The 15,073-nt window shown below is 73.1% G+C and carries 15 protein-coding genes, 1 tRNA gene and 1 pseudogene; 7 read left to right on the plus strand and 10 right to left on the minus strand.

Annotation, left to right across the window (positions count from 1 at the left end; genetic code table 11):
• The first annotated feature begins 110 nt into the window (after window positions 1-110).
• Complete coding sequence (locus O3438_RS19090) at window positions 111-980, plus strand: hypothetical protein (protein ID WP_269681224.1); 870 nt, start codon at window positions 111-113, stop codon at window positions 978-980.
• A 66-nt stretch (window positions 981-1,046) separates the two neighbouring features.
• On the opposite strand, the gene O3438_RS19095 is transcribed toward O3438_RS19090, so the two are convergent.
• Together O3438_RS19095 and O3438_RS19100 are read right to left on the minus strand one after the other, a co-directional pair.
• Window positions 1,047-2,066 carry a hypothetical protein gene (locus tag O3438_RS19095; protein WP_269681225.1) on the minus strand — a complete coding sequence of 340 codons (1,020 nt, stop codon included), beginning with the start codon at window positions 2,064-2,066 and terminating at the stop codon, window positions 1,047-1,049.
• Between the two features lie 107 nt (window positions 2,067-2,173).
• A complete protein-coding gene (locus O3438_RS19100; RefSeq protein WP_269681226.1) occupies window positions 2,174-3,259 on the minus strand; it encodes a Gfo/Idh/MocA family protein in 1,086 nt (361 codons plus the stop codon).
• 70 nt (window positions 3,260-3,329) lie between these two features.
• On the opposite strand from O3438_RS19100, the gene O3438_RS19105 reads away from it, so the two are divergent.
• The 3 genes from O3438_RS19105 to O3438_RS19115 all read left to right on the plus strand — a co-directional run bounded on the left by O3438_RS19105 (window position 3,330) and on the right by O3438_RS19115 (window position 5,414).
• Window positions 3,330-4,076 carry a hypothetical protein gene (locus O3438_RS19105; protein WP_269681227.1) on the plus strand — a complete coding sequence of 249 codons (747 nt, stop codon included), beginning with the start codon at window positions 3,330-3,332 and terminating at the stop codon, window positions 4,074-4,076.
• Between the two features lie 64 nt (window positions 4,077-4,140).
• On the plus strand, window positions 4,141-4,992 hold the full coding sequence (locus tag O3438_RS19110) for an LLM class flavin-dependent oxidoreductase (RefSeq protein WP_269681228.1): 852 nt from the start codon (window positions 4,141-4,143) through the stop codon (window positions 4,990-4,992).
• Window positions 4,989-5,414 (plus strand): nucleoside deaminase, encoded by a 426-nt coding sequence (locus O3438_RS19115; RefSeq protein WP_088986448.1) that lies wholly within the window; start codon window positions 4,989-4,991, stop codon window positions 5,412-5,414. Before O3438_RS19110 ends, O3438_RS19115 begins: the two co-directional genes overlap by 4 nt.
• Window positions 5,415-5,625: 211 nt before the next feature.
• Here the strand turns inward: O3438_RS19115 and O3438_RS19120 are convergent.
• From O3438_RS19120 to O3438_RS19145, 6 genes are all read right to left on the minus strand, one after another.
• Window positions 5,626-5,699: transfer RNA gene (locus O3438_RS19120), tRNA-Ala, on the minus strand.
• Window positions 5,700-6,156: 457 nt separating this feature from the next.
• A complete protein-coding gene (sepX, locus tag O3438_RS19125; protein ID WP_269681229.1) occupies window positions 6,157-6,939 on the minus strand; it encodes a divisome protein SepX/GlpR in 783 nt (260 codons plus the stop codon).
• A 226-nt stretch (window positions 6,940-7,165) separates the two neighbouring features.
• The gene (locus O3438_RS19130) at window positions 7,166-7,816 is read right to left on the minus strand and encodes a GNAT family N-acetyltransferase (RefSeq protein WP_269681230.1); all 651 of its coding nucleotides are present in this window, start codon (window positions 7,814-7,816) and stop codon (window positions 7,166-7,168) included.
• 145 nt (window positions 7,817-7,961) lie between these two features.
• Entirely contained in the window at window positions 7,962-9,275 is a 1,314-nt protein-coding gene (locus tag O3438_RS19135) for a molybdopterin molybdotransferase MoeA (RefSeq protein ID WP_269681231.1), read from the minus strand.
• On the minus strand, window positions 9,272-10,234 hold the full coding sequence (locus O3438_RS19140) for a UTP--glucose-1-phosphate uridylyltransferase (protein WP_269681232.1): 963 nt from the start codon (window positions 10,232-10,234) through the stop codon (window positions 9,272-9,274). The genes O3438_RS19135 and O3438_RS19140 overlap by 4 nt, the downstream gene beginning before the upstream one ends.
• Window positions 10,235-10,243: 9 nt before the next feature.
• Entirely contained in the window at window positions 10,244-12,694 is a 2,451-nt protein-coding gene (locus O3438_RS19145) for a diguanylate cyclase (RefSeq protein ID WP_269681233.1), read from the minus strand.
• Window positions 12,695-12,779: 85 nt separating this feature from the next.
• Between O3438_RS19145 and O3438_RS19150 the strand changes: the two genes are divergently transcribed.
• Window positions 12,780-13,457, plus strand: a complete 678-nt coding sequence (locus O3438_RS19150) for a 5-formyltetrahydrofolate cyclo-ligase (protein ID WP_269681234.1) — start codon at window positions 12,780-12,782, stop codon at window positions 13,455-13,457.
• A pseudogene (locus O3438_RS19155) lies at window positions 13,454-13,660 on the plus strand (FmdB family zinc ribbon protein); the annotation flags it as partial. The gene O3438_RS19150 and the pseudogene O3438_RS19155, both read left to right, overlap by 4 nt.
• Before the next feature lie 14 nt (window positions 13,661-13,674).
• On the opposite strand, the gene O3438_RS19160 reads toward O3438_RS19155, so the two are convergent.
• The gene (locus tag O3438_RS19160; protein ID WP_269683855.1) at window positions 13,675-13,929 is read right to left on the minus strand and encodes a hypothetical protein; all 255 of its coding nucleotides are present in this window, start codon (window positions 13,927-13,929) and stop codon (window positions 13,675-13,677) included.
• A 309-nt stretch (window positions 13,930-14,238) separates the two neighbouring features.
• On the opposite strand from O3438_RS19160, the gene O3438_RS19165 reads away from it, so the two are divergent.
• On the plus strand, window positions 14,239-14,832 hold the full coding sequence (locus tag O3438_RS19165) for a flagellar biosynthesis protein FlgA (RefSeq protein ID WP_269681235.1): 594 nt from the start codon (window positions 14,239-14,241) through the stop codon (window positions 14,830-14,832).
• Between the two features lie 25 nt (window positions 14,833-14,857).
• Here the strand turns inward: O3438_RS19165 and O3438_RS19170 are convergent, their stop codons facing one another.
• Window positions 14,858-15,040, minus strand: coding sequence for a hypothetical protein (locus O3438_RS19170; RefSeq protein ID WP_269681236.1), 183 nt, complete (start codon window positions 15,038-15,040; stop codon window positions 14,858-14,860).
• Window positions 15,041-15,073 lie beyond the last annotated feature (33 nt).

Below are 15,073 nucleotides of genomic sequence, written 5' to 3' on the forward strand. Positions count from 1 at the left end.
ACGGATCACGGGCCCCGGGACGGGTTCGGCGCGACGACCGGGCGGTTCACCACGCACGGTAGCGTCGGCGGGTTCCCCGAACCACACGTACCGAGGCGTCAAGGAGCACGGTGACCCACCCCCAGCCCTCCGCCGGGCCGCAGGACCTCCACCAGCCGAACCAGGAATCGCCGACGCAGCCGTCCTCGATGACACCGTCGCAGCCGGCCGGGGACCCGGCGGTCCCGCAGACACCGCCGCCGCCCAGCCCGTGGTCGGCAGCGGGGAGCGCGTCGCAGCCGCCGTTCTCGGGTCCCGCGTACCCGGCGACCGGCGGAGGTCACCCGGTGGTCGGTGGCTCCGGCTTTCCCCTCGCCGTGCCACCGCCGATGCCGGCGCAGGGGTCGAAGAAGACGGTCGTGGTCGTCGCGGTCAGCGCTGCGGTACTCACCCTGCTCGCCTGCGCCGGCGGCATCGTGGCCGTCGTCATCGGCGCCAACCGGGTCGCGACCAGCGTGACCGAGGCGGGCCCCACGCCCGGGGTCAGCCGAGGGGTGGCCCAGCCACCGGCGAAGACGCCCTCGTCGGTGCCTCCGGCCGACGGCACCCGCAACATGTCGCCCGGCGACACACTGGTCGTCGACAGCGACGAGGGCACCATCGAGATCACCGTCACGAAGTTCAGCACCGCCACCAAGCCCTGCAAGGCCTACGGCCTCAAGCCCGACGAGGGCATGTACGTGATCGCCGACGTGACGCTCACCGTGACGAAGGGCACCGCCTCGGCGAACCCTCTCTTCTTCAACTGGGTCGCCGCCGACGGCAGCCAGGCCAACGCGGTCGCCGGGGCGTTCTCCGGCTGCGGCAAGCCGATGCCGTCCGCGGAGGAGTTGACCGCCGGCACCAGGCGCACCGGCAGCGTCGTATTCGACGTCCACGACACCTCGGGAGTGCTGGAGTACCAGCCGATGTTCGAGACAGCGGGCTCCTGGAAGCCGTGATCCGTTGACGCGATGTGGGGCCGACCCCGACGGGGCCGGCCCCACACCGTTGCGCCTGTCGGAGTGTCAGCAGCCCGTCCAGCGAACCGGGCTCACCCGGTCGGCAAGAACGTTGCGGAACCCGACGATGGTCCCCGTGTCGGAGATGGACCGGGCACCGACGGCCACCCCCTCGCCGCCGCCGGGCAGGACCCGGGAGGTGGACCCCCTGCCGACGCGGTCACCACCGACCACGACTCCCTTGGCGTTGACGTCGGTCAGTGCGGGAATCTCCTCATCGAGCACAGTGCGCGAGCCGTTGCGGAGGTCCCACCGAACCTTCGCGCTGTTGCCGTCGAGCCAGACCAGGCCGATCGCCCAGCGGCCCGCCGCCGCGCTGGCCGTGCTCCAGTCGGCGCCCGGGAACGTGAGCGCCTCGATCCGGCCGTTCGGCCGGCGGACCCAGCTGTTCCAGTCCCCGAAGGGCCCGGCGCTGCCGACGATGGTTCCGTTGTCGGTGATCCCGCTCGCCTGGGCGTTGGCCGGGGCCTTGAGCACCTCCACGGTGCCCGGACGGGCGGCCGGCCACCGCAGGGCGACGGACTCCCCGGGCACGATGTCCGAACCGTAGCCGACGATGTCGCCCGCCTCGTTGATGGCGCTGACGAAGATGCCGGTCGACGGCAGCACCGGCAACTGCTCGATCCTGCCGTCGCGGTAGACCCACGGCTGCCCGATGCCGGTGCCCGGCGCCGAACCGTTGCCGATCACCACGCCGTCGGCGTTGACGTCGACCGGGTCGGCCATTCCGGGCACCTCGACCTCGGTGACCTGCTGCCCGTCCCAGAACAACAGCAGGTACTGGTTGTCGACCTCGCCGACCCGCAGAGCCGTACCGGCGACGTAACGACCCGTCGGGTCGATGACGTTCGCGTCGGCGCGGTAGGTGCCGGTCGGGTACGGCAGCGTACTGATCGTGCAGGTACGCGCCGCCGCACCGCCGGGCGCGGCGCTCGCCGGCCCGGAGACAGCCACCCCGAGAGAGGTGACCAGCAGGGCGGTGGCGGCGGCGCCGGCGATCATCCTGCGTCGAGTGCTTCGATTCATCCTTGCTCCCCGTGTCGGCCCGGGTGCTCCGGGCGTTCGTCGATACGGGAATCACCCGCGAGTCGACCTCGCGGTTGCGGTATGTCGGGGAAGGGACAGAAGCGGGGCTACCTCGCCCAGGCCTCGGCGGTGGTGGTGACCGGCCGGCCGGTGCGTACGGACTCTCCGATGGCGATGCTGATCAGGTGGTCCTGGCAGGCCTCGGCGAGCGGATACGGTGCCGGGCCCTCCTCCCGAGCCCAGGTACCGGCCCGCACGAGGAGGTCGGCGACCGCGATGTCGTCGTCGGACATTCCACTGCCGACGAACGGGTTGCGATAGACCACGTCGCCGTCGAAGCTGATGTGCTTCAGGTCGAGCCCTTCCAGGTTGAGGTCGAGGCCGGTCTGCCGACGCACCAGCGACGACTCGACGGGCGTGGTCGGGTCTACCAGCCGGACGACCCGGTCGTCCACCAGCTCACCGCGCGACCCCCGCACCACCAACCGGCGTCCGCGCAGCGGATTCCACCACTGGTTGTCGGTGAAGTCGTACAGACCCATCCGCCCACCGAAGTCGACGGTCGCCAGCGTGGTGGAGAGCTGCCGGGGAGTGTCGTCACCACTCCAGCCGGCCGGTGACAACGGGTCGGCCAGCGGCGCGGCGAAGGCACGCGCACTCACCTCGGCGGCGTCGAACCCGACCCCGAGCAGGCCACGGATCAGCGAGACCGCGTGGTAGAGGTGCGTCGAGGAGATCTGCACCGAGGTCGCCTCGCCGAGCACCCCGGCGCGGACCAGCGCCAGACGGGCCGCGTGCCCGGGCATCAGCAGATACTGCTCGGCGACCTGCACCAGACCACTGCCGCCGACGTCTGCCCAGAGCGCGCGCAACCCCGCCAGGTCCGGCGCGGGCGGTGTCTCGGCGAGCACTGGTACGCCGGCCGCGACCAACTCCCGGGTCACGTCGGGGGTCACCGGCCAGGGCACCGACACGATGACGAAGTCCGGTCGCTCGTGGGCGAGCAGTTCGGCCGTCGTGCGGAAGGTCGGCACGTCCCAGGCGGCACCGACAGCGGCACCACGTGATTCGGTACGCGTCACCACCCCGGTCGCCCGCAGCCGCTGCGGCAGGAGTCGTGCCAGACGGAGGAAGAACTCACCCCGCCAGCCACTGCCGACGAGGCCGAACCGGGTCTGCGCGGTGGAATCCATGTGCGCTCCTCACGTCGAGACCCGGATGCTAGCCGCTCCGGGGGCGACGCCCCTCGCTACGGTTGCGGTCGTGACCGCCGATCCGCTCCGCGCAGTGCCCGTCGAGGTGGCCGCACGGCGTCCGCCTCTGGACTACTACCTGGTCCTGGCCCGGCAGGGCCGCTCCGCGTCGACAGGCGTCGCGGATGGGATCGTCGTCGAGGAGTTCACCCGCCACCGCGACTTCTCGACCTCCGGACTGGACAGCGTGGGATGGACGCCCGAGGGCGGCTGGTGGAGTTCCGCGTCGCTGAGCCGTGCCCTGCGTACCGACCCGGAGGTGCTGGCCACCGTGGTTCCCGTCGAGCGGAGCGAGGCGGAGGACGTCTACCGGAGGCTCGGCGGCGGCCGGTTGCCCGACGAGGCAGCTCTGCGCGCGTCCTTCAGCGTGCACCAACCGTTCGCAACCGCCGCGCCGCTGCGGCTCGGACCCGCACAGGCACCCGCCGGGTTCTCCGAGCGACGCGTCTACCGTGTCCTGTTCGCCAAGGACCTCCGAGAGGACCAGGTGGAAGACCTCCGGACGACCTGGTGGACGGCCGACCTCGAGACCGGTCCGCGTGCTCCGGGTTCGGTCGCGGCCGGTCACCTGGAGCGGGGCGGTGATCACTTCACCTGGGACCTGCGTCGGGTCGGCAACGGGCTCGCCTGGTGCCTCGACGTGACGGCCCTGTTGACGACGGACGCCTCTGGGGAGGTCGGACCGACCCTGTACGAGCTGACGAACGCCGTACGGCAGCGCGGCCTGATACCCGTCACGACCGAAAGGTTCGCCTGAGCACGGTGATCGCCGGCAGCCGTACCCGTTCCCAAGATGATCGACACTGACTAGCCTCGATCCCGTGCAGATTGGCGTGAACGTACCCAACTTCGCCCCCGGCACCGATCCGCGGATGCTGCGGCAGTGGGCCCAGACAGTCGAGGGTCTCGGCTTCGACCTGCTGATGGTCTCCGACCACATAGCGGTGACCCCGGACGTGGCCGAGCAGTATCCAGCGCCGTTCTACGAGCCGTTCACCACGCTGGCCTGGTTGGCCGGGGTGACCCAGCGGGTCCGGCTCGGCACCACAGTGCTCATCGTGCCCTACCGGCATCCGCTGCTCACCGCCCGGATGGCGGCGAACCTCAACCGGCTCAGCGGGGGCCGGCTCGTCCTCGGCGTCGGCGTCGGCTGGGCCCGGCAGGAGTTCGAGGCGCTCGGGGTTCCGTACCAGCGGCGCGGCGCCCTCACCGACGAGTACCTGCACGCCATGCGCGACGCCTGGCGCAACACCGACGACTACGACACCGAACCCATCCCCCTCTGGGTGGGCGGCAACAGCGACGCCGGCATGCGTCGCGCCGTACGACTCGGCGACGCCTGGCACCCGCTACGGCTCACGCCCGACAAGCTCACGGACGCGGCCGGACGCCTCGACGTCATCGCCGCCGACCTGGGGCTTCCCAAACCCGCGTTGATGCCGCGCATCGCCCTTCAGGAAACCCGCGAACCGGTCACCGACCCGGGCCGGCTCGCCGGGGTCGGCACCATCGAGCAGATCACCGCCGACCTCGACCGGATCCGCCTGCTCGGCGCGGAGACTGTGGTGCTCGACCCGTTCAACGACGACCTGACCGAGATCCGCCAGCCCGAACGCGCCTGGCGGACCCTCGCGGCCGTGGCCGCGTACGCCAAGACCCAGGAGGACCGATGACGCCCGACGACGAACGACTTCTCCGCCGTGCCGTGCAGATCGCTGCCGAGGCCGGCGCATCCGGCGAACGGCCGTTCGGCTCGTTGCTCGCCGCCGCAGACGGCACCGTCCTGATCGAGGACCACAACACGGTGGTCTCCGACTCGGACATCACCGCCCACCCGGAACTGAAGCTGGCCCGGTGGGCCGCCCGGGAACTCGCCCCGGACGTGGCCGCCGGCACGACCATGTACACCAGCTGCCAGCCCTGCCCCATGTGCGCGACCGCGATCGACCGCTCCGGCCTGGGCCGGGTGGTGTACGCCCTGTCCTCCGAGCAGTTCGAGGAGGTCAAGCCGGCCACCCCGCCACTGCCGCCGGTGCGCTACGAAGGGCCGGCGCTGTTCGACGAGGCACGCCGCCCGATCGACGACCACTACTGATCGACCGAGCCGGGGCAGGGAGTGGCGTCCCCGAGACAGCTCTGACCCGGCTCGTCGAACCTGCTGTACCGTCGCGGGGCCTCGATCAACACCACTGCCGGGCCAGCTCGCGGTCAGCCCATCGGCCCGCGGTCGCCAGCTGCTGGGCTGCCCTGCTGCAGAAGATCACAAAGGCCGTCTCCGACTAACGGAAACGGCCTTTGACCTTGGGTGGAGCTGAGGGGATTTGAACCCCTGACCCCCTCGATGCGAACGAGGTGCGCTACCAGTCTGCGCCACAGCCCCCCACCGGCGAACCGGCTTCGGTCCCACCCGGCTTACACCGGGCGGGCCGGCAGCAAGGCTAACAGGTCCCGTGCCCCCACCGCGAATCCGCCCCCGGTGCGGCGTCGCACCCCGCCCAGAGATCCACTCCGGATCGCCGACCCGGGGGTGTCCGGCCGGTTTGATACCGCCACATCGCCGAGCTGGAGTGGATCAGCACCCGTTTGGTCGCGCTCCGCCCGAAGATCCACTCGGGTTGCTGCGAATCGCGGCATCCAGGACGTTCCGACACCCCGACTTCCAGGAACCCGAGACGATCAATCCCGCCGACGGGCCGCAGCGCAAGCGCCGCCGACCCCCGCAGCGCGAGCGCCGCCGACCCCCGCAGCGCGAGCGCCGCCAACCCCCGCAGCGCGAGCGCCGCCGACGGCTGGCAGCGCCGCCGACGCTCCGGCAGCGCCGCCGGGGGTGCAACGCGTCAGGCGCCTCGGCCGGCCTCGTAGGGACGGCCGCGGAGCCCACCCGAACGCCGGTACGAGACCGACCCGCCGTTGACCGCCGCCGGCAGGTCGCCGGGCCGGTCGAGGCCCATCGCGGCGCGGCGTACCCCCTCGCGTTGGGCGGCGAGGCGGCGCTGCGCCTCACGGCGGGCCGCTGCCCGACGGGCCTGTTCCCGGCGCACCTCGGCCTGCCGGTCGGCGAGCCAGGCGGCTTCCCGGGCCCGGGCGCGGCGACGGCGGCGGCCGGCCAGGGCCCGGCGGCGGAGGTGGACGACGTACACGGCCAGCAGCAGGAAGGTGACCCCGAAGCTGACCCAGAAGCCGGGGCTGACGAACACCACGCCGATCAGCTCGACGACGTTGAGGAGCAGCAGGGCGGCGAGCACCCGACGCCGCCGGTACACGGCGGGGGTGTGCTGCCGTTGGGGCGGCGGGCGGCGGCGCGACTTCTTCGGCGCGGGTGGCACGGCGCGTAGCCGGCCGGAGCGGCGGGCGACGGGCGGCGCGGAGACCGGTGCGGCCAGCACTCCCGTAGTCGCGTCTTCACTGAGGGTGATCACCAGCGAGCGCGGCGGGTGCACGGGTCGCCGTCCCGGCACAGTGCGGCGCCGCCGGCGGCGCTGGAGCACCCGCGCCGTCGACTGCGCCCGCTCCGCCACCAGCCGCTCGGTGGCGTCGTACCGGCGAACCAGCGCCGGAGCCAGGGCGAGCAGGCCGGCGGCGGCGAGGACGGCGAGGAGCACCGAGGTCGGCACCCTCACCCCTCCCGTCACCGAATTCGAAGCAACCGCTCTCCGACCGCAGGATCTTCCACAGATCCCGCCTGTGTGCGTGGATCGTCCGGCCGGGGAGCGCTTGCCGCAGCTTGCAGTTACTTGAGGTTACGGCGCGTCGACCGGGTTGCCACCGCGCCGCGCCGATCCCGTCCGTGGGACGCTGGGCCGGAGGTCGGAAATTCCGGCTCAGCTCCAGGATCCCGGCGAGGCTCTAGCGCGCGTCGGCGCGTACCCGGTGCCAGCGGGCCAGCAGGCCACCCTCGGCGGCGATCTCCTCGCTCGTCATCGCGTATCCGATGTGGTCCCGCCAAGCGCCGTCGATGTGCATGTAGCGCACGTGGTACGACTCCTCACGGAAACCCAGTTTTTCCACCACCCGCCGCGACGGCCGGTTCTCCGGCCGGATGTTGACCTCCACGCGGTGCAGCCCGCCCGGGCCGAACGCGTGGTCCACGGCGAGCGCGAGCGCCGTGGGGATCACTCCTCGCCCGGCGACCCGAGCGTCCACCCAGTACCCCACGTAGCCGGAGCAGAGGGCCCGCCGCACGATGCTGCCCACGTTGATGTGACCGACCAACCGGTCCCGGTCGGCCTCGCGCAGACAGACAGCGAACGGCATGCCCTCGCCCTCGCGGGCCGAACGCCGCTGGTCCCGGTGCACCCAGCGGAACGCGGCCGGCGAGTTCATGTCGTCCCAGGCACCGGGCAACGACGACTCCCAGGGTGCCAGCCAGGCCCGGTTGGCCCGCCGGATCTCCGACCACACCGCGGCGTCGGTGCGCCGGTACGGCCGCAGCAACACCGGGCCGTCCGCCAGCTCCACCGGCCAGCCCGGTGCCCGCGGGGGTCCGAAGAGACTCACCCGCACAGTCTCCCGCGCGGGACCGTGTCGCGCGCAAGTGGACCCACCGCGACGTCCCGCCCCACTGCGACGACCCGCCCCACCGCGACGTCCCGACGGCCGCGCGACTCCCGAGTGGAACCCCTGCGGCTCGACCGGGAGACCGTCACCGGCGACGGTCCAGCAGCAGGACGTCCACTGTGGATCCGGCGGCGGCCGTGGTGACCCGCTCACCGAGCACCAGCAGCCCGTTCGCCTCGGCCAGCCCGGAGAGGGTGAACGGCCCACCGCGCAGCGGCTGGACCGTGTATCCGCCGCCCCGGCGCTCGGCGACGTGCGCCGGCCGGAACTCACGCAGCCCCGCCGGCGACGACACGGTCTCCAGCAGGTGTGCCCGCACACTGGGTCGGAACACCGGCTCGGCGCCGGCGAGCAGTTGGATGGCGGGGCGGGCCAGCACCTCGAAGCCGATCAACGCGGCGCCGGGGTCGCCGGGCAGGCAGACCACCGGCACCTCCTCGGCGCCGACAGTGCCGAACCCGAGCGCGGTGCCGGGATAGAGCGCCACGTCGGTGAACGTGACCGGCCCGGCCCGGCCGCCCTCGCGACGGGACAGGATCCGGCGCACCATGTCGCCGGGGCCGGTGCCGGTGCCACCGGTGGTGATGATCAGGTCGGCGCGCAGGGTCTGGTCCTCCAGCAGCCCGCGCAGCCCCTCCGGGTCGTCGTCGCAGATCCCCACCCGGTACGCCAGGGCGCCCACCTCTGCCGCGGCGGCCGTCAACGCGTGCGAGTTCGCGTCCACCACCTGCCCCGGCTGACTCCCCCGACCCACGTCGACGAGTTCGTCACCGGTGGCCACGATGACCACCCGAGGGCTGGGCCGGACGACCACGTGCCCGATGCCGGTGGCGGCGAAGACCGCTACCAGCGCCGGGGAGACGTACGTGCCGGCGCGGGCGAGCAGGGTGCCGGCGGGCAGTTCCTCACCGGCGCGGCGGACCCCGTACCCCCGCTTGGGGGTGCGGAAGATCTCCACGGCGGCCATGCCCTGGTCGGTCCACTCCACGGGGACGACCACGTCCGCGGCGACCGGCAGCGGCGCCCCGGCGGCCACCGAGAAGCACGAACCCGGGGTGAGCCGGACCGGCCGCCAGCTCGCGGCGCCCAGGTCGCCCACCACGTTGAGCCGGATCGTCCGTCCACCGGGCTTGCCGGAGGGGGCCGGGACGTAGCTCGGGCCCCGACCCCCTCCGGAGATGTCCTCCCAGCGGGCCGCGTAACCGTCCACGGCCGCCTGGTCGAAGGCCGGGAAGGCGTGCGGCGCGACAACGTCCTCGGCGAGGACGTTGCCGTGCGCCTGGGTGAGGTCGAGGTCGAGTGGCGGCAGCGCGCGTAACCTGCGCAGCACACTGCCCAGGTAGTCGGCGAGCGGCGTCAACTCGTTCGCGGCCGCCTCGGCGTCGGCCGTCGCGGTCATGTACCAGATCCGCCTGCCGCGTCGGCCTTGACGAAGTCGGCCAGCCAGGATCGGAACTCGCCACCCAGGTCGTCGCGCTCGGCGGCGATCTGCACCACCGTCTGGAGGTAGCCGAGCGGCATGCCGGTGTCGTAGCGGGTGCCGCGGTAGACGATCGCGTGCACCGGGGTGCCCTCGGTGCGCAGCAGCTCCATCGCGTCGGTCAGCTGGATCTCGCCGCCGCTGCCCGGCTTGGTCCGCCGGATCGCGTCGAAGATCTTGCCGGGCAGCACGTAGCGGCCGAGCACCGCGAGGTTGCTCGGCGCGTCCTCCGGCTGCGGCTTCTCCACCATCCCCGTCACCTTGACGACCTCGCCGATGTCGGTCAGCTCGGACTCGGCGGGTTCGACGGAGGCGATCCCGTACCGCTTGGTCTCGGCCGGGTCGACCTCGAAGAAGGCGAGCACCACACCGCCGGTGCGGGCCTGCAGCTCCAGCATCGCCGGCAGCAGGGGCTCCGACGGCTTGACGAACTCGTCGCCCAGCAGCACCGCGAAGGGCTGGTCACCGACGTGCGACTCGGCGTACCCGACGGCGTGGCCGAGCCCGAGCTGCTCGGGCTGCCGCACTGTGTAGATCTCGGCCAGCTCGCTGGGCCCCCGCACGGCGGCCAGCCGCTCGGCGTCGCCCTTCTCCTCCAGCCTGGCCTCCAGGTCGGGGCGACGGTCGAAGTGGTCCACCATCGACGTCTTACCCCGACCGGTGATCAGCAACACGTCGCCGATGCCGGCCTGGGTGGCCTCCTCGACGATGTACTGCAGAACCGGCCGATCCACCACCGGCAGCAGCTCCTTGGGCACCGCCTTCGTGGCCGGCAGGAACCGGGTGGCCAGTCCGGCGGCCGGGATGACGGCCTTGACCGCCAGGGGACGGCCGGTCGCGGCGGCCGTCGATGAGGGGTTCGCTGAGTGCTCCGACATGCCGCGAGACTATCGGCCACGGCTCTGCCGCGGCGGGTGTGGCCCAGAAGACGCGCCGCCACCCGACGCCGGACGCGCGGCGTCCGGGCCGGCTCCCGCGCTGTCCGGTGGGTCGTCGTCCGCGTCCGGCCGGGCGTGCGTCGGGCCGGCCGGCGACGATTCGGGTACGCACACCGCCGACTCCGACCGGGCGGAGCCGCCCGGCTCCCGGCTGACCTGCACGTGCTGGCCGGCGCGCGGCAGCCCGTCGGACGGGGTCACCGCCCCGGCGAGCACCGGTAGCTCCCGGGTCGCCACGTCCGGGCGTACCTCGGCCACCCGGTACGTGTCGCGGCCGGCCGCCTTCGCGGCGTAGAGCGCGTCGTCGGCGGCCTCCAGCACCTCGCGTCCGGTGCTGCCGTTGTCCGGATAGACGGCGATGCCCACCGACACGGTCACGAGGACCGGGCCGGTGTCCGCCTCGACGGCGATCGGGGTCTCGCGCACCACGGCGCCGAGTCGCTCGGCCACGATCGCCGCGCCCCGCGCGTCGGTCTCCGGCAGCAGCAGGACGAACTCCTCGCCGCCCTGTCGGAAGGCCAGGTCGACCTCGCGGATCTCGCCGCGTACCCGCCTGGCGAACTCGGCCAGCACGGTGTCCCCCGCCGCGTGCCCGTACGTGTCGTTGACGTCCTTGAACCGGTCGAGGTCGAGCGCGAGGATGCTCAGCATCCGCCCGAACCGGCTGGCCCGTTCCACCTCCCGACGGATCGACTCACGCAGGTAGCGGTAGTTCCACAACCCGGTGAGCGGGTCGGTGAGCGAGAGCCGCTGCGCCTCCTCGTGCACCCGGACGTTGTCCACGGCCACCGCCGCGTGACCGGCGAAGGTGCGCAGGGTGACCAGGTCGTCGTCGTCGAACTCGTCGGCGCCCAGCCGGTCGTAGAGCGCCAGGACCCCGAGTGCCGCCGCCGCCGCGTTGGTGTCGTCGGTCGGCGTCGAGGACGCGGAGGGAGCCGCGGCGCCGCCGCCCGGGGCGGCGAACGGGACTGCGACATAGGTACGACAGCGCGGCTCACCCGGCGGAGCGTCAGCCGGCTCCACCCTCCCCCGCTGTGGTTCGCCGGTCGCGGCGACAGCCCCGACCACGCCGACGCCCACCGGCACCCGAAGCGTCGACGGCCCGTCCGGGTCCTCCTCCGGCCACCGCCCGTCCAACCCCTCGGTGCACTGTGCGACGAGCACCCCGCCCGCCTCCACCAGCAACACGGCGCCGGCGCGCGCGCCGGTGGCCCCGATGGCGCTGTGCAGGATCACCCGCAGGATGCGTTGCAGGTCGTGCGTGCTGGCCAGGGTGTCACCGAGCACCCCGAGGTGCCCGCGGAGCTGGTCCCGGTTGCTGGTCAACGCCGCGACGTAGGAGCCGGTCTCCCTGGTCATCCGGTTGAAGGCGGCGGCCAGCCGGCCCAGCTCGTCGCGACTGCGGACGGGCACCCGGGCGGTCAGGTCGCCCTGGGCCACCCGGTCGACCGCGCCGGCCAGCTCGACGAGCGGTCGGGTGGTGACCCGGGCCAACCGCCAGGCGCTCAGTACGGCGAGGAGCGCGGCCAGGACGACCACACCCGCAAGCGTGGCGTGCAGCCCGGGCGGCTGCTCGCTGGGAACGGAGAGCACCAGGGGCAGTGGCTGGGCGTCGGACGGCCCGATCCTCCGCACGTACCGGCCGTCGGTGGTTTCGGTGACCCGCTCGCCGTCGACGGTGCTGGCGGCGGCCAGCACCGCGTCGCGTACCTCGCGGGACTCGGTCGTGTGGGTGACCCGCGCGGCGCTCGCGCCGCTGTCGAGCAGGGTGACCGCCACTCCGGTCACCGCCGCCAGCCGGGCCACGAAGGCCGGGTCGACCAGGTGCGCGGCGGTCACCGTGCCCAGCAGGGTTCCGGAGCGGTCGCGGAGGTCGACCTGGGCGGCGAGCGCACGGACCGGGCTGGCCGAGCCGTTGGTCGCGCCGTTGGTCGGACCGTTTGTTTCGCCGTTGGCCGGGCCCGTGGTCTCGCCGTTGGCCGGGCCCGTGGTCTCGCCGTTGGCCGGGCCCGTGGTTTCGCTGCCGGCTGGGCCTTCGATGTCGCCGTTGGTCGGGCCGGAGCAGTCGCGCCAGGGGGCCGCCGGAGCGCCGGGCGACACGTAACTGACCTTGCCGGTCACGTCGGTGATCAACACTGCGGCGGCGAGGCCACGGCCGACCAGTTGGGCCGCCGCGACGGCCGGATCGGCGGTGAGGGCCACCGCGTCGGCGGTGGCCCGCAACTGCTGGCAGAGCGCGTCGATGGAGGTACGCACGGCGGACGCCGCCACCGCCAGCCGCTCGGTGGAGCGGCTACGGTCCACGGCCGCGACCGTCGAGGCGACGAAGAGCGTGCCGAGCAGGACCGGCCCGAGCACCACCACGAGGAAGGCTGCCGTCAACCGCCCGCGTAGCGTCACTCGGTCCCCCCGGAAGTTCCGCCTCCGTTGCTTGCGATGCTGACACAGAGCAACCGTGGGAGAGGCGTTGCGTCAGGAGTGTTGCGTGCCGGAATTTTCTGATGAAGCGGAAGTGACGCGTGTGGCGAAGCGGACCGCCCGCGTGGAACTACTCGCCCGCCGCCGGTCGCTGCCCGAACCCACCCGGGCCGCCGCCGCCGGGCGCGTGCAGGCTGAGCTGGTCACACTGGTACGCCGACTGCGCCCGCGCAGGATGACGGCGTACGTGCCGATCGGCTCCGAACCGGGCGGCGCCGACCTGCCGGAGGTGCTGCGGGCGGCGTTGCCGGCCGACGCCGAGTTGCTGCTGCCGGTGCTCCTCGCCGACCTCGATCTGGACTGGGCGGCGTTTACCGGGCCGGCGGACGTGATCGCCGCCGGTCGGGGTATCCGTGAGCCGACGGGCGTCCGCCTCGGGGTGGACGCCGTCGCGGACGCGGAGCTGGTGGTCGTACCGGCCCTCGCGGTCGACCACCACGGTCGGCGGCTCGGGCGGGGCGGCGGCTCCTACGACCGGGCCCTCGCCCGGGTGCCCCAGGCGACGCTGACAGTGGTGCCCCTGCACGACGGCGAGCTGGTCGACACGCTTCCGGCGGAGCCGCACGACCGGCTTGTCCGCGCGGTCGTCACCCCCGCCGACGGGGTGCGTACGCTTGACGGCGGCCCGGGTGCGGCGCACGGTGTCGCGCCCCACACGTCCGCTGGACGAACCCGGGGCGAATGACGCACCATTGGCACTCGAATACGTCGAGTGCCAACTGGCCGAGCCCAGATCCGGAGGAGAACGTGCCCACGTACCAGTACGCCTGCACCACGTGCGGTCACCAGCTCGAGGCGGTGCAGTCCTTCTCTGACGAGCCGCTGACCGAGTGCCCGGCGTGTCAGGGGCGGCTGCGCAAGGTCTTCAACTCGGTCGGAATCGTCTTCAAGGGGTCGGGCTTCTACCGCACCGACTCGCGGGCGTCCGGCTCCGAGACGACGGCCGGCGGCACGGCCAGCAAGCCGGCGAAGTCCGAGTCGTCTTCCGGCGACAAGTCCGGGTCTTCCTCGTCCTCGTCGTCCGGTTCCTCGTCCGGGTCGTCCTCGTCCTCCGGGTCGTCGGCGGGCGGATCGTCCTCCGGAGGGTCGTCCTCGGGTGGGTCCAGCGGTGGCAAGGCCCCGGCGGCCAGCTCCGCCTCCTGACGTCCGCGGGGCACCCCAGGGGTCGATTCCCGGCGGGCGTCGGTCCCCGGCCTGATCCCGACGTGTTCCTGGCCGACCCGGCTTGATCGACTCGGGTTCGCGGAATCGGGCCTTTCCTGTCCACCCTGACAGCCCGACGTCCGTGACTGCGAGTCAATCACGGCTGCGGTCGTAGCACGCCCCGGCCTACCGGCGGGCGTTGTCCACAGGTCTGCGGGTTATCCACAGGTGCCTGTCGAGGGTCGGCGAAGCACGGCTGGAACGGCCTAGCCTGCCGCCGAGGGTGTCGCTGCGACATCCTCGGACGGGAGGCGGCAGAGGCGATGGGTGACCCAGACTCCGAGCGGGCGCTGCGTCCTCTGCGCCGGCTCACGATGCCCGGCGGGCGCACCCTGCTCCGGGCCGTGCTGGTCGCCGCGCTGCTCGGCCTCGCCGCCGCCGTCCTGCACGCCCCGCCCACTTGCCCGCCCGGCGCCTCGTCCTCCCCTGGTTCGGCAGGGTCGGACGGCGCCGCCGGCCCGGTCGACGGAGGCGGCTCACCCGGTTCCGACGCACGCGAGACCGGCGGGCCACCGTCGGCTGGCCCTACCGGAGGAGGCAGCACCGCCGCCGACGACAACTCGGTCAGACCGCTGCCGCTGCCCAGCGGTGCTGTCGGGGTGCCGATCCGGCTGGCCGAGCCGGCCGCGCTGGCGGTGGCCCATCCCGGCACCCGGGTCGACCTGCTCGCCGCGACACCCGACCGGGCAGGGGCCGAAGCTGCGCTGCTCGCACCGGCAGCTCTGGTCCTGGACGTCCTGGCTGGTGACGCGGCCGACGGGTCCACCGCGCTCTACCTGGCCCTTCGCCCCGACCAGGCGCAACGCGCCGTCGGGCTCCCCGAAGGCACCCGGTTCGCCGTCGTCGTCCGCAGCTGATCAGCCGCCGCCCCGCGGTCGGGGGTCAGTCCCAGTGTGGGGGGCGTTCGGCGAGCAGCCAGTCGTCGTTGCCGCCGGGCCGCTCACCCCAACCACGGTCGGTGTCGTCGGAGGTCTGCTCGGGCAGCACCACGAAATCTTCGCTCAGGTCGACGGTCCGGTCATCATCGCCGCGTACGCCCTGCTCGCCGGGGTCCTCGGTGCTCACGACCGGCAAGACTAGCGCAACCAGGCACCTCCA

Origin of the sequence: Micromonospora sp. WMMC250, from assembly GCF_027460215.1 — a bacterium.
Taxonomy (GTDB): domain Bacteria; phylum Actinomycetota; class Actinomycetes; order Mycobacteriales; family Micromonosporaceae; genus Micromonospora; species Micromonospora taraxaci.

Coding starts and splice junctions, on each gene's coding strand:
- O3438_RS19100 (WP_269681226.1), bottom strand. CDS start 3,259: ATGGATTCCACCGCGCAGACCCGGTTCGGCCTCGTCGGCAGTGGCTGG.
- O3438_RS19115 (WP_088986448.1), top strand. CDS start 4,989: ATGACGCCCGACGACGAACGACTTCTCCGCCGTGCCGTGCAGATCGCT.
- O3438_RS19165 (WP_269681235.1), top strand. CDS start 14,239: ATGGGTGACCCAGACTCCGAGCGGGCGCTGCGTCCTCTGCGCCGGCTC.
- O3438_RS19095 (WP_269681225.1), bottom strand. CDS start 2,066: ATGAATCGAAGCACTCGACGCAGGATGATCGCCGGCGCCGCCGCCACC.
- O3438_RS19135 (WP_269681231.1), bottom strand. CDS start 9,275: ATGACCGCGACGGCCGACGCCGAGGCGGCCGCGAACGAGTTGACGCCG.
- O3438_RS19140 (WP_269681232.1), bottom strand. CDS start 10,234: ATGTCGGAGCACTCAGCGAACCCCTCATCGACGGCCGCCGCGACCGGC.